11 protein-coding genes are annotated in these 13,137 nt (G+C 70.4%); 4 read left to right on the forward strand and 7 right to left on the reverse strand.

Going from position 1 to position 13,137, the window contains the following annotated elements; genetic code table 11:
- Window positions 1–16: 16 nt before the first annotated feature.
- Genes Amac_RS03920 through Amac_RS03945 form a run of 6 tightly spaced genes read right to left on the reverse strand, consistent with a single transcriptional unit; the run spans window position 17 to window position 5,374 of the window.
- On the reverse strand, window positions 17–727 hold the full coding sequence (locus Amac_RS03920; protein ID WP_155352910.1) for an SDR family oxidoreductase: 711 nt from the start codon (window positions 725–727) through the stop codon (window positions 17–19).
- Entirely contained in the window at window positions 724–1,092 is a 369-nt protein-coding gene (locus tag Amac_RS03925) for a hypothetical protein (protein WP_155352911.1), read from the reverse strand. The genes Amac_RS03920 and Amac_RS03925 overlap by 4 nt, the downstream gene beginning before the upstream one ends.
- Window positions 1,089–2,213: an acyl-CoA dehydrogenase family protein gene (locus tag Amac_RS03930; protein ID WP_155352912.1), complete on the reverse strand. Its 1,125-nt coding sequence runs from the start codon at window positions 2,211–2,213 to the stop codon at window positions 1,089–1,091. The genes Amac_RS03925 and Amac_RS03930 overlap by 4 nt, the downstream gene beginning before the upstream one ends.
- A gap of 19 nt (window positions 2,214–2,232) precedes the next feature.
- Window positions 2,233–3,411, reverse strand: coding sequence for an acyl-CoA dehydrogenase family protein (locus Amac_RS03935; protein WP_170322302.1), 1,179 nt, complete (start codon window positions 3,409–3,411; stop codon window positions 2,233–2,235).
- Window positions 3,408–4,325 carry a cyclase family protein gene (locus tag Amac_RS03940; protein ID WP_155352914.1) on the reverse strand — a complete coding sequence of 306 codons (918 nt, stop codon included), beginning with the start codon at window positions 4,323–4,325 and terminating at the stop codon, window positions 3,408–3,410. The genes Amac_RS03935 and Amac_RS03940 overlap by 4 nt, the downstream gene beginning before the upstream one ends.
- Before the next feature lie 56 nt (window positions 4,326–4,381).
- Window positions 4,382–5,374, reverse strand: a complete 993-nt coding sequence (locus Amac_RS03945; protein ID WP_155352915.1) for an LLM class flavin-dependent oxidoreductase — start codon at window positions 5,372–5,374, stop codon at window positions 4,382–4,384.
- A 221-nt stretch (window positions 5,375–5,595) separates the two neighbouring features.
- Here Amac_RS03945 and Amac_RS03950 point away from each other — a divergent pair, with 221 nt between their 5' ends.
- The 3 genes from Amac_RS03950 (at window position 5,596) to Amac_RS03960 (ending at window position 9,919) form a co-directional block, all read left to right on the forward strand.
- Window positions 5,596–7,308, forward strand: a complete 1,713-nt coding sequence (locus Amac_RS03950; protein ID WP_170322303.1) for a sigma-54-dependent Fis family transcriptional regulator — start codon at window positions 5,596–5,598, stop codon at window positions 7,306–7,308.
- A gap of 55 nt (window positions 7,309–7,363) precedes the next feature.
- Window positions 7,364–8,929: a class I adenylate-forming enzyme family protein gene (locus Amac_RS03955; protein WP_155352917.1), complete on the forward strand. Its 1,566-nt coding sequence runs from the start codon at window positions 7,364–7,366 to the stop codon at window positions 8,927–8,929.
- 93 nt (window positions 8,930–9,022) lie between these two features.
- Complete coding sequence (locus tag Amac_RS03960) at window positions 9,023–9,919, forward strand: cyclase family protein (RefSeq protein ID WP_155352918.1); 897 nt, start codon at window positions 9,023–9,025, stop codon at window positions 9,917–9,919.
- 52 nt (window positions 9,920–9,971) lie between these two features.
- On the opposite strand, the gene Amac_RS03965 is transcribed toward Amac_RS03960, so the two are convergent.
- Window positions 9,972–11,756, reverse strand: a complete 1,785-nt coding sequence (locus Amac_RS03965) for a flavin-containing monooxygenase (protein ID WP_155352919.1) — start codon at window positions 11,754–11,756, stop codon at window positions 9,972–9,974.
- Between the two features lie 257 nt (window positions 11,757–12,013).
- Here Amac_RS03965 and Amac_RS03970 point away from each other — a divergent pair, with 257 nt between their 5' ends.
- On the forward strand, window positions 12,014–13,132 hold the full coding sequence (locus Amac_RS03970) for a substrate-binding domain-containing protein (RefSeq protein ID WP_155352920.1): 1,119 nt from the start codon (window positions 12,014–12,016) through the stop codon (window positions 13,130–13,132).
- Window positions 13,133–13,137 lie beyond the last annotated feature (5 nt).

Genomic DNA, 13,137 nt, shown 5'->3' on the forward strand with positions numbered 1-13,137 from the left:
TCCGTTTGGGAGAATTTCACGGGGCGATGCTGCGCCCTCCGCACACCGTCAGGACCTGGCCCGTGATGTAGGACGCGTCGTCGGACGCCAGGAAGGCGACCGCCTTCGCCACGTCCTCGGGCTCGCCGATCCGCCCGGCGGGGATCCTGGCCACGAGGCCGTCGAGAACCCGCGGCGGCATCGCCCTGCTCATCGGGGAGTCGATGAGACCGGGCGCCACGGCGTTGACGCGGACCCTGGGGGACCAGCGCAGCGCCAGGCCCCGGGTGAAGCCGATCAGCCCCGACTTCGACGCGACATAGTTCGCCTGGCCGAAGTTGCCGAGCGCCGCCCTGGAGCTCATGTTGACGACCGAGCTGCCGTCCCGGAGCTCCGCCTCGAGCGCGAAGGTCAGCCTCATCGCGGCGAGCAGGTTCACCTCGACCACGGCGGTGAAGTCCGCCTCCGCCATCGTGGCCAGCCGGGCATCCCTGGTGATCCCGGCGTTGTTGACCAGGACGTCCACCGAACCGTGGGTCTCGCGGACGAAGTCACGGACGCGGCGCACGTCCTCGTCGGCGGTCAGGTCCGCGACGACCGCGCTCGCCGTACGCAACTGCTCGGCCGTGTCCCGCACCGCGTCGTCCCGGTCCACGAGCACGAGGGCGTGGCCACGGTCGGCCAGGAGGCGCGCGATGGCGAGTCCCAGCCCGCGCGCGCCGCCGGTGACGACCGCGATCCGCGTCATGGGATCACCTTCCCGGCGAGTCCGGCGCCGAGCGTCAGCACCTGGCCGGTCAGCCCGAGGTCGCGGACCGCCGTGATGATCGCCTCTTCGTCCCCGGCGTCCTCGTCGGGGAGGGCCACGACGTTGACCTGCCAGCCGGCACGGGCGCCCTCGAACCCGGCCGCGCGCGCGATCCCCGCCAGGCCGTTCGCGTAGGCCGCGCCGTACACCGAGTGATGCCCGAGCAGGTCGCCCGCGCGGACGAGGATCACCACCGGGCGGCCCTCGGCCACGGCGTCCCGCACCGTGACGAACGCGGCTCGCAGCCCGTCGCCTACCTCGTCGAGACTGCGCGGGTCGGCGGGCCGGATCAGCACGGGTCTCATGCCGGCCACCCCCTGCGGACCGCGTCCATCCGCGCGTACGCGGTGGCCGGTCCGGACAGGATCTCCAGGTCGGCCAGGGCCCGTTTGTAGTACCGGCCGATGTCGAACTCGTCGGTGAACCCGACGCCGCCGTGGAGCTGGATGCCCTCCTCTGACGTGCGTTTCAGCACCTCCCCCGCCCTGGCCAGGGCCAGCGGGGCGAACAGGGCCAGGGCCGCGGCGTCACCCGTATCGGCGGTCTCGGCGGCGGCGAACACGAGTTCCTGGGCCGTGGTGAGGCCGACGGCGAGGTCCGCGCAGCGGTGCTTGAGGGCCTGGAAGGAGCCGATGGGCCGGCCGAACTGGCGGCGGGTGCGCAGATAGTCCAGCGTCTGGTTGAGGCAGGCGATCGCGGCGCCCACCATCTCGGCCGCCAGGAAGACCGCCAGGCGGTCCACGAGACCGTCGATCCTGGCCCGGTCGAAGGTCTCCCGGTGCAGGGCCACAGCCGGCGTCTCCCGCAGCAGCAGGTCACCGAAGGCGCGGGTGCTGTCGACCGTCCGTACCGGGTGGCTGACGCCTTTGGCGTCCACTCGGAACAGCCCCCAGTTTCGCTCGTCGATCGCCGCGACGACGATCAGCCGCTGCGCTCGGGCCGCGTCGGGGACCAGGGGGACGGCACCGTCGAGGACCCAGCCCGCACCGGAGCGGGTGGCGGTCACCAGCGGCGACGGCGCGGACGACCAGCCGCGGCCGTGCCCGAGAACCAGGGCGAGCAGGGTCGGCTCCCCCGCGATCGCCGCCAGCAGGCCGCCGGAGAGCTCCGGATCCGCGAGCTCGTCCAGGGCCGTGGCCGCGAAGGCGGCCGTCGCCAGGTACGGCGAGGGCGCCAGCCGGGCGCCGAGCTCACGGTGCACGATGCACTGGACGAACACGCCGAGTTCCGCACCACCCGCCACGGCGGGCACCCCGAGGCCCGACCAGCCGAGCTCGACCATCTGCTTCCAGGCGAGCTCGTCGAACCCGGGCGCGCCGGCGGCGGCCTCGCGCACGCGGTCCGAACTGAAGACGCGCTGGGTGAAGTCGCCGACGATCGCGCCGATCTCCAGATGATCGTCTGAGGTGAGCGGGTCGGTGATCACCGGCTGCGTCCTTCCTGGCTCATCGCGGTAGTCCGAGGAGACGCTCGGAGATGATGTTGCGCTGAATCTCGCTGGTGCCGGAGTAGATGGAGGCGGCCCGGCTGGCCAGCCGGTGATGGGTGTCGGCCCGGCCGAGCACCAGGCCGCGCGCGCCGGCCACCTCGGCCTGCAGGCTGCCGAGATCCTTCTCGAGCTCGCCCCACACCAGGTTGGTCATCGACCCGACGGCCCCCAGGCTCCGGCCCGCGGCGGCCAGCAGCGTCCCCCGGTAGTTGAGGAGGCGGAGCTCCTGGCAGCGCACCCAGAGCCGGCGCAGCTCCTCGCGCGCGGCGCGGACCCGCTCCGGCGGGAGGTCGCCGGCCTCCCCGAGGACGCGTTCGCAGTCGAGCAGGCGGACGAGCAGCCGGGCATGGTCGGTGTAGCCCTGGTCGCCCCGCTCGAACTGGAAGAGGGTCATCGCCACCTGCCAGCCCTGGCCGGCCTCGCCCAGGACCCAGTCGCGGGGGACCCGGGCGCCCTCGAAGAAGATCTCGCAGAACTCGGCGTCGCCGCTGATCTGCTGGATCGGGTGGACGGTCACGTTCGGCTGGTCCAGCGAGCAGATGAGCATGCTGAGGCCGTGATGGCGGGCCGAGCCGGGCTCGGTGCGGGCCAGCACGAAGCAGAAGTCGGCGTACTGGCCGAAGGTGGTCCAGGTCTTCTGGCCGGTCACCACCCAGTCGTCCCCGTCCAGTTCGGCCCGCGTCCGCAGCGAGGCGAGGTCGGAGCCGGAGTCGGGCTCGGAGAAGCCCTGGCACCACATCTGGCCGCCCGACAGGATCCCCGGGAGGAAGGCGCGCTTGAGCAGGTCGGAGCCGTGCGCCATCAGGGTGGGGCCGAGCAGGATCAGGCCCGGCGTGTTGACCGGTTCCGGCGCCCGGGCCAGGGCCAGCTCCTCGTAGTACATGAACTGCAGGACCGGGTCCGCGCCGCGGCCGCCGTACTCGACGGGCCAGTGCAGGCCGGTCCAGCCGCCCCCGGCCATGGTGTGGTGCCAGCGCCTGCGGAACTCGAAGCGCGCGTCCTGGTCCAGCGGTTCCGGTTCTCCGGTGGCGTGCTCCCGCAGCCAGGCGCGGAACTCGGCGCGGAAGGGATGGTCGTAGGGGGCTCGCGGGAGCGCGGGACCCAGGACGTGATGGTCGAGAAGCGTGGCGTTCACAGCACCGCCAGGGCGTTGGAGGGCGAGCTGACCCCGCCCGCGAGCGGAAGGGGCACGGCGACGAAGAGGAACTCCCACCGGGCGAGGTCCGCGCACCTGGCGGCCAGGGCGTCGAGGTCGAGCAACTCGGCCACGGCCATCCCCAGCAGGGGGATCAGGCGGCGGTGGAGTGACCCCACGGCCGGGTCGCCCGGGGTCGACTCCAGCGCGGGGTTGTCCGCCGCGACCGCGGCCACCTGGCCGTCCCAGAGGAACCGCGCCATGGCGGCGTCGGCGCGGAGCCCCGTGCAGCGAGGGGCGAGGGACGCGCGGGACCCCGCGTCCAGGCTCCGGTAGGCCGAGACCCAGCCGGTGCGGACGCAGAGGATGTCTCCGGTTTTGAGCTCGACGCCCTGCTGCTCCGCGCAGGCGCGGAGGTCCTCGTCGCCGATCACGTGCCCGGAGAGCGGGTCGATGGGCGAGCCCTGCGCCTCGGCCCAGCGGGCGATGTCCAGCAGCACGCCCCGCCCCACGATGCCCGCGCGCGCCCACCGCGATATCCCCGGACCTCGTGCTGCCTGCTCGAACGAGGTCTCCCCGCCGAAGAAGCCGAACTCCCGGGCCCGGACGTGGAGGAGCCCGTCCCACTGGGAACCCGACTGCGGGTTGAAGTCGTCGATCACGTCCTCGTAGGTGTTCCGGCCGACCTGGACGTGGCGATGGCGGTGCGCCGCCCGGCCGTACAGCGGCGGGTCGATCAGGCCGAGGGGAAGGTCGAGCGAGATGGACTCACCGGCGCTGACCAGGGCGGCGGCCTCCCGTCTGAGCTCTGGCGTCAGCAGCGAGAGGCTGCCCAGCTCGTGATCGAGCACGTCCCACGCGTGCGGGAGCCCCAGCCCGTCGAGCACGGGGAGCAGGTCGTACGCCGGTCTCATCTTCCCTCCGAATTCTACCGAATGTTTGGTAGATTAAGTGCCTCTGACCAGCCCTGTCAACGGCCGGAGGCCAGCCGCGGCAACACCTTCGCGGCGAGGTACTCCAGCCGGACGGTCGCCGCCGCCACGTCCTCGCCGGGCAGCATGCCGAAGAAGTGCACCTCGTCGACACCGGCCGCACCGGCCTCGGCCAGCGCGGCCAGCGCGCCTTCCGCGTCCACGAAGGTGTAGAACCCGTCCTGGATCAGCCGGCGCGGGTCGGTGTAGGGCGGGACCTTCAGGAACCCGTAGTCGATGTACTGGTTCACCTGGTAGAGCATGTGCTCGCCGAGCGCCGCGAGGGCCCGCTCGGGATCCTCGTCCACCACCATCCACGCGGTCCGGGAGGCGGGCTTCCGGCCGGCGCCCAGGCGCTCGCAGGCCCCGTGGAACGCGACGACCTCCGCGTTGACCGACGCCATGAAGCCGTCGGCGGTCCGCGCGGCGCGGTCGAGGGCGGCGGGAGCCGTACCGCCCAGCCAGATCGGCGGTCCGCCCGGGCGGACCGGTCCCGGCCGGACGCCGAGTTCCGGGATCGACCAGTGCCTGCCCTCAAACCGGAAGGGCTCCCCGGCGAACGCCAGCCGGAGGATCTGGAGGGCCTCCTCCATCCGGGAGGCCCGGTCCCGCGTCGACGTGCCCAGCGCCTCGAACTCCAGCTCGCGGTAGCCGACGGCGACGCCGAGCCGGAACCGTCCCGCCGACAGCGCGTCCACGGTGAGGGCGTCCTCGGCCACCCGGAGCGGATGGTGCAGCGGCAGCTGCAGGATGTTGGTGGAGACGCCGACCCGGGTCGTACGGGCGGCGATCGCGGCCGACAGCGCGAGCACCGACGGCGTGTAACCGTCATCGACGAAGTGGTGCTCGGAGACCGACACTTCACCGAAAGCCGGGGTGGACTCCACCCAGTCGATCTGCTCAAGGATCTTGCGATAGCGCACGTCCCACGGCTCGCGCCAGGGAGCCGGGTTGCGGAAGTCGTAGAAGACGCCGAATCTGCTGGGAGCCATCTGGGTCAGCCCTCTCTCACCGGATGCCGGAACGGCACCGCCCGCCTGTCGCGCCACTCTGGTCGGGGCGGCCCGCGGGCGAAGGGCGACCGTTCCAGATTGGGACAGTCAAGCCGGTGAGTCAGGGTTCCCCGCCGAGCCGATGCCGTCGCGGGTCTGGTGCCGCGCTGGTCAGAGGGGTAGGGTGCTCCCATCCTACCGTTTGGTTGAATGGAGCGAGCATGACTCCCTCACCTTCGGGACAGCCGCTGATCCTTCGTTCCTGGGAGCGTTCCCGCATGTGCGGCCTGGACCGGGGGGACAGCCTGACGCTCCCCTACCAGGCGGATTTCGAGGCGAGTGGCAGGTTCCTGCGCGCCGCGGAGCCGGTCATGGACCGGCTCGCCGAGTGGCTGCCCGGGTGCGGCACCTCGGCCGTGCTCACCGACGCCGCCGGCCAGCTGCTGCTGATCCGGTGCGACGACGACGAGCTCTCGCGGCGGTTGGAAGCCGGTCAGAGCGCGCCCGGGTTCGTCTGGAGCGAGGAGTTCTCCGGCACGAACGCGGTGGGGATCGCCCTCGAGGAGCGCATCGCGACCTGGACCACGGGGAACGACCACTATCTCGAGGTGCTGCGGGATCTCGCCTGCGCGGCCGTTCCCATCGTCAACCCGCTCACCCAGCGGCTGGAGGGCGCCGTCGACCTCACCACCTTGCTCCACCGGGCGAGCCCTCTGATGATGCCCATGGCGATGCAGGCGGCCAAGGCGATCGAGGACCGCCTCGTCGAACTCGGCTCGGCCGCCGAGCGTTGCCTCCTGGAGGCGTTCATGTCGGCGACCAAGCGCCCGGGCCGCTCGGTCGTCGTCCTGAGCGACCGCGCCGAGTTCAGCTCCGCGGCGGCCTCGAAGCTGCTCGGCGCGGACGACAGGGCGCTGCTGGGACAGCGGGCCGAGGACCTCGGTGACGGTGCGGAGCGGCGACCGGAGGAGGTGCCACTGAGCAACGGCGAGGTCGCCCTGGCGAGGTTCGAGCAGATCAGGCTGGCCGGCCGCCGCATCGGGACGCTCGTGCAGCTGACCATTCCGGCGAGCTCCTCGCGCCGTTCGCCGGGCACGGTCGTCACCGGGCGGTTCGGCGGGCCGAAGGAGTTCGGCTTCCTGGGCCGCAGCCCCGCGGCCAAGCACGTCAACCAGCGGATCCAGGAGGTCGGTTCTTCGACCTTCCCGCTCGTGATCGACGGTGAAGCCGGCGCGGGGAAGTTCACGGTCGCCAAGCTCATCGCGCGGCGCACCGGCAAGCCGGTGGTGTTCGACGTGAGCAACACCCCCAGCGTCAACGAGGCGAACCTGCTCCGCGAGCTCGGCGACGTGCTCAGCGCCGGTTCGCGCTGCGTCATCGTGAAGGGGATAGGAGACCGGTCTGAGGAGTTCAACAGCCACCTCGCGACGCTCGCGGAGACCGCCGAGAACCACGCCAGCCGGGTCATCGCCACGCTCACCTCCGGCTCGGCCGCGCGTGTCGCGAAGGCGGCGGGTTTCGGCGTCCGGCTGACCGTTCCCTCGCTGCGGGAACGGCCCGAGGACATCCTGGACCTGGCTCCCGCCCTCATCAGCCGCCGCGGCGCCCGGGTCAGGATCGCCCCGCCGGTGCTGCACGCCCTGATGCGTTACGAGTGGCCGGGCAACGTCCGCGAGCTGGACAGCGTGCTCTCCGCGATGCTCAACCGCAGCCGCGGCTCCGAGATCACCCTGTCCGACCTGCCCGCGCACTACCAGCGAGGCAGCCGGCGGCTGCGCCGCATCGAGCACATCGAACGCTCCGCCATCATCCAGGCGATCACGGAGGCGGGGGGCAACAAGACCCAGGCCGCGGAGCTCCTGGAGATCGGGCGGGCGACGCTCTACCGCAAGATGAAGGCCTACAAACTGGATCCCGACCTGCTCGGGGGCTGAGGCGTTTCACATTGGGACGGCCCGGGCGGCGGGGATCCCGCCAGGATTCACTGGTGTGAAGACCTATCCGCAGTCAGTCGGGGACATCGTGGCGATCGGCGCGCGTCGCGCGCCGGCGAGGGTGGCGGTCAGGGATCGGGCCGGCACCGAACGCACCTACGCCGAGTTGCACGAACGCAGCACCCGGCTGGCCAACGGGCTGGTGGGTCTTGGCCTGAAGCCGGGGGATCGCGTCGCGGCCTGGATGGAGGACTGCGCCGAGCACGTCGAGGTGTACTTCGCCTGCGCCAAGGCCGGGCTGGTGGTCTGCCCGGTGAACGCGCGCTTCACCGCCTCCGAGGCGGCGTACATCCTGGCGGACAGCGAGGCCCGCGCGCTCCTCTGGACTCCTGGTCTGGAGGAGCGGGTCGCCTCGCTTCCGGATATGTCCGGCGAGTTGCTTCTCGTCTCGCCGCCCGGGAGCGGCCTCGGGCATGAGTACGAGGCGCTCGTGGCGGGTGGGGCCTCGCTGGAGCTCCCGCCGCCGGCTTCGGACAGCCTCTTCATCCTCGGATTCACCAGCGGCACCACCGGGAAGCCCAAGGGGGCGATGCTGACCCATCGCAGCGTGCTGGCCATCGCCCGGATGAACGCGCGGTCGTTCCGGCTGAGCGGGTGGCCGGTGGTCGCGCTGACCGGATCGATGTCGTTCGTGGCCGTGGTGCCCGCCCACGTGCTGTGCGCGCTGAGCCTCGGCGGAACGGTCACGATCATGGGGAAATGGGACCCGGACTCGCTGCTTTACGTCATCGAACGCGATCGCGCGACGTTCACCTATGTGCCGTCCCCGCTCCTGCCCGAGGTGACCGAGGCGCTCTCTCGCCGCCGGGCCGCGTGGCAGTCCCTGGACTCCGTGCTGCACTCCGCCAGCCGGGCCAGTGCCGACCACCTCGGGGCGCTCTACGACGTGGTGGGGAGCCGTCTGATCGAAGGTTGGGGGATGACCGAGCACTCGGGCGGGCTGGCCACCGCGACCGTGCCCAGCGACTATCTGGGCGCCACCCGCCAGTCGGGGATCTTCGCCGGTGTGGGGCGGGCGGCGGTGGACGTCGACATCAAGGTGGTGGACGGCCAGGGAGCGGAGCTGCCCCACGACGGTGTCTCGGTCGGCGAACTCTGTCTCTCGTCTCCGGCGCTGATGGCGGGCTACTGGCGCCGCCCGGACGCCACCGCGGCGGCGCTCGCCGACGGCTGGTACCGCACGGGTGACGCGGGAACCATCGACCCGGACGGGTACGTCACGGTCTCGGACCGGCGGACCGACCTGATCGTGAGCGGCGGCGCGAACGTCTACCCGAGCGAAGTCGAGATATGCATCGCCGCCATCCCCGAGGTCAGGGAGGTGGCGGTCGTCGGTGTGCCGCACCCCCGCTGGGGGCAGGCGGTCGTGGCCGTCGTGGTGAAGCGGCCGGACGGCTCGCACCTGACCGAGGACGCGGTCATCCAGCACTGCAGGCGGGAGCTCGCGGGCTACAAGAAGCCCACCCAGGTAATCTTCATGCCCGAACTGCCGCGCACCACCAGCCTCAAGATCTCCCGCGTCCGGCTTCGTGAACAGGTGGTCTCCCGCCTGACCGCCTAACAACGCGAGACCTGTCTCAGTGCGAGACGATCCGGCCACCTCGGGCCCGCCCGCTCCTAGCCTGACATGCGACTGAGCCGAGGAGGACGTGAGATGACCGAACAGAAGATCGGCAACTGGGGCCGGTGGGGAGCCGACGACGAACGCGGTGCGCTGAACCTGCTGGACCCCGGCACCACGCTGGCGGCGACCAGGGTCTCCCGCACCGGCAAGGTCTACCCGCTGGGCCTGCCGATCCAGCGAGCGGGCATCCCCCTGGTCGACTACCGGGGGACTCCGCAGCGGCTGACCCTGCTGAACCATCTCGACGAGCACATGTACGAGCCGTACGGCGGAAAGCCCGGCGTGGGATGTCACGAGGACGTGCTGACGCTCGCGTCACACACCTCGACGCACATGGACGCCCTCTGCCACGTCTACGCCGACGGCAGGACGTACAACGGTTTCGGCAACGACGCCATGGAGACGTACGGCGGCGCGGCCCGATGCGGCATCGAGAAGGCCGACCCCATCGTCACGCGGGGGGTCCTCATCGACGTCGCGCGGTACAAGCAGGTCGACTGGCTCGAACCCGGCTACGTCATCACCCAGGAGGACCTGGAGAACACCCTCAAGTCCCAGGGCGTCCAGCTGCAACCGGGTGACGCGGCGCTGATCCGTACGGGCTGGGTGGACTGGTTCTTCGCCAACGGCGAGGAGATGTCCCTGGTGCAGCCGGGGATCGGGCTCGAGGCGGCCGCCTTCCTCGCTTCGCGGGACGTCGTGGCGGTGTGCTCCGACAACACCGCGGTCGAGGCTCAGCCGTTCGACCGCGACGAGTTCCTCGGCGGCCATGTCGAGCTGCTCGTCCGCCACGGCATATACCTCATCGAGCATCTCAACCTGTCGGAGCTCGCCGCCGACGGGTGCCACGAGTTCCTCTTCATGGTGAGCCCGCTGCGGATCACCGGAGCCACCGCCAGCCCGGTGAACCCCGTCGCCGTGGGCTGAAACGAGAACGACCTCCCTCTCCAGGTGAGAGGGAGGTCGTTGTTCATGCGGATCAGCTGAGCTCCAGCCCCGCGAAGTCCCCGGACCGCCGCCAGTCCGCGAGCATGGCGAAGAACTCGGTGGAGGGGAAGTACATCCCGGAACCGATGGCGCTCCGCATGTCCTCTGGCTTGCCCTCGGCGTTGAAGTAGCCAGGGGTGCACGCCTCCTGGAACGGCCGCCGCAGCGCGGTCTTCGCCGCGATGACCTCCTGCCACTCCCGCTCGGCTTCGACCGTGGCCTCGACGCGGGTGACCCCCGCGTCGAGGCAGTGCCTGACGATGTGGGTGATGTGGTTCACCTGCTCCTGCAACATGTGCGGGACGCTGATCGTCGTACCCGTCTGGGTGAGCCCCATGAAGAAGCTGTTCGGGAAGCCGTGGCTGAAAAGACCGTGGTAGGTCTTGATGCCGTCGGCCCACTTCTCCGACAGCCGCGCGCCGCCGCGGGAGACGACGTCGTAGCCGGCCTGGTGGCACCAGGTCGTACCCAGCTCGAACCCGGTCGCGAAGATCACGCAGTCGAGTTCGTGTTCAACGCCGTCCACCACGACTCCGCGCTCGGTGATCCGCTCGATGCCCCCGCTCACGTCGACCAGGCTCACGTTGCCCTGGTCGAAGGCGGGCAGGTAGTCGTCGCTGAAGCCGGGCCGCTTGCAGAGGGTTCGGTAGTAGGCCTTCAGCAGCTCGGCCTTCCCCGGATCATGGACGATGGTGTCGACCCGGGCGCGCAGCTTCTCGCCCCACTCGTAGTCGGCCGCCTCGGTCGCCGACCCGATCGCCTCGGGGGTCCGCTCCGCCTCGGGCAGGCGTTCGACGGCTTCCAGCTGGTGCCGGAAGAAGCGGGCCCACCCGTCGTCGACGGGACAGTCGACGTTCTCCATGGACATGAGGCGGTTGAAGCTGTCCTCGCGCGCCTTCTGCCAGCCCGCCGGCAGGGACTTGAACCACTCCAGGTCGGTGGGGCCGTTGTCCCGGACCCCCACGGCGGTCGGAGTGCGCTGGAAGACGGTCAGGTGCTGCGCGCCCTCGGCCAGTTTCGGCACCATCTGCAGCCCGGTGGCCCCGGTCCCGATCACCCCGACGCGCTTGTCATGAAGCCGGTCGAGGCCACCCGTGGAGTCGCCGCCCGTGTACGCGAAGTCCCAGCGGGCGCTGTGGAACATGTGGCCCTGGAAGGTCTCGATGCCGGGAATGCCGGGCAGCTGGGGCCGGTTGAAGATGCCGCTCTGCGTGACGACGAATCGCGGCCTCAGCCGGTCGCCTCGCGAGGTGCTGACGGTCCAGCGCGCCGATTCCTCGTCCCACTCCAGGCCCGTGACCTTGGTCTGGAAGAGCGCGCGCTCGTACAGCCCGAAGTGGCGGCCGAGCTTCTGGCAGTACCTGAAGATCTCCGCTCCGGTCACGTAGCGCTCGCTCGGAATGAACCCGGTCTCCTCCAGGTACGGCAGGTAGATGTACGACTCGACGTCACAGCGGATACCCGGGTAGCGGTTCCAGTACCAGGTGCCGCCGAAGTCGGCCGCGACGTCGAGGATCCGGAAGTCGTGGATGCCGGCCGAACGCATGGTCGCGGCGGCCTGCAAGCCACCGAAGCCGCCACCGATGACGAGCACGTCCAGTTCCTCGTGGAGGGGCTCCCTGGGCGGCGGCGGGGGTGCGTGCGGGTCATCGTCGAAGTGGGCGTACTGATCCTCGGCGAACTTGTACTGGTCCGTTCCGTTCGTCCGGAGCCGCTTGTCGCGTTCCTCGCGGTACTTCTCGCGCAGAGCCTCCACATCTACGTCGATATCTGCCACGTGTTCCTCCTAGCCACCGTGGAGCGGACTTCCGCCCTTCCCTGTGGCGAGTGTGGCCGCCGCTCCAGCGGGCCGACTGTCTCACTTCAATACGCCCGGTCGTGTGAGACCTCCAGTGTCTCGACTTGAGACGTTGTCCAATCGTCGTCACCCGCGCTGGCACCATCTGGGCATCCGACGGCGCCCTGCTCTGAGCAGGAGTGCATGGAACCCGCAGCGGGCTCCATCCCGGCCGTGCAAGAGCAAGGAACCGAATCATGCATCGACGCAAGTCCACGACAATGCTCCTGGTGAGCGTGGTCGGCCTCGCGCTGGCGGCCGCGTGCTCGACCGAGAACACCACCGCGAACACCGCCACGGCGGGCGGCCCCCGCAAGGCCGAAGAAGGATTCCAGCAGTCCGGCTCGGGCGGCGACATCACGAAGTTCTGCGGGACCAAGCCCATGAAGGTGGGCTTCCTCAAGAGCGCGGGCGGCAACACCTGGGTCCTGCAGGCCGCCGCCGAGTTCAAGGACGAGGCCGCCAAATGCGGCAACGTGACGGAGGCGCTGTTCGCGCAGGCGATCAACGACCAGCAGAAGGCGATCTCCGACATCACCAGCTATGTCGCGCAGGGTGTCAACGTCCTGGTCATCTCCGCCGACTACGGCGTCGCCGAACTCCCCGCGATCAGCAAGGCCACCCAGGCCGGGGTCAAGGTGGTCACCATCCTCGGCGACGCCGGGGGGAAGCCCGGAACCGATTTCGTGGACGCGGTCACCTTCGACACCGACTTCATCGGCAAGAAGTGGGCGGACTTCCTGCACGAGCAGGTGGGCAAGGGCACGGTCGCGTTCCTGGGCGGCACGCCGGGCAACGAGACGAGCACCCAGTTCTTCGCCTCCTTCCAGAAGGCCATGAAGGCGTACCCCGAGATCGAGATCGTCGACGACCGGGTCCAGGACACCAACTGGGACCCGGCCCTGCGCCGGAAGGTGATGACCGGCCTGCTGTCCAAGCATGGCCGCATCGACGCGATCGTCAGCGACTTCAACGGACCCGACACCGGCGCCATCCAGGCCTACGACAGCGCGAACATGGAACGGCCGGTCGTCGCCTCGATCACGAGCAACAACGAGATCGGCTGTGACTGGGCGAAGAAGCCGTACCCGTTCCTCGTCATGGGCCAGACCTCCAGCCTGCCCAGGCTCGCGCTCCGCATCGGAGTCGCGGCGTTCCAGGGAACCGCCAACACCGAGTCGGCGAAGCTGCACCCGGAGCCGTTCACCTACCTCCCCAACGGCACGGCGCCGGACTGCAAGCCGGCCCTGCCGCCGGATGCGGACCTCACCGCGGACCTCACCGAGTCGCAGCTCACCGAGCTGTTCAAGAGCTAGCGGAG

Origin of the sequence: Acrocarpospora macrocephala, from assembly GCF_009687865.1 — a bacterium.
Taxonomy (GTDB): domain Bacteria; phylum Actinomycetota; class Actinomycetes; order Streptosporangiales; family Streptosporangiaceae; genus Acrocarpospora; species Acrocarpospora macrocephala.

Coding starts and splice junctions, on each gene's coding strand:
- Amac_RS03925 (WP_155352911.1), bottom strand. CDS start 1,092: ATGAGACCCGTGCTGATCCGGCCCGCCGACCCGCGCAGTCTCGACGAG.
- Amac_RS03920 (WP_155352910.1), bottom strand. CDS start 727: ATGACGCGGATCGCGGTCGTCACCGGCGGCGCGCGCGGGCTGGGACTC.
- Amac_RS03945 (WP_155352915.1), bottom strand. CDS start 5,374: ATGGCTCCCAGCAGATTCGGCGTCTTCTACGACTTCCGCAACCCGGCT.
- Amac_RS03960 (WP_155352918.1), top strand. CDS start 9,023: ATGACCGAACAGAAGATCGGCAACTGGGGCCGGTGGGGAGCCGACGAC.
- Amac_RS03950 (WP_170322303.1), top strand. CDS start 5,596: ATGACTCCCTCACCTTCGGGACAGCCGCTGATCCTTCGTTCCTGGGAG.
- Amac_RS03970 (WP_155352920.1), top strand. CDS start 12,014: ATGCATCGACGCAAGTCCACGACAATGCTCCTGGTGAGCGTGGTCGGC.
- Amac_RS03940 (WP_155352914.1), bottom strand. CDS start 4,325: ATGAGACCGGCGTACGACCTGCTCCCCGTGCTCGACGGGCTGGGGCTC.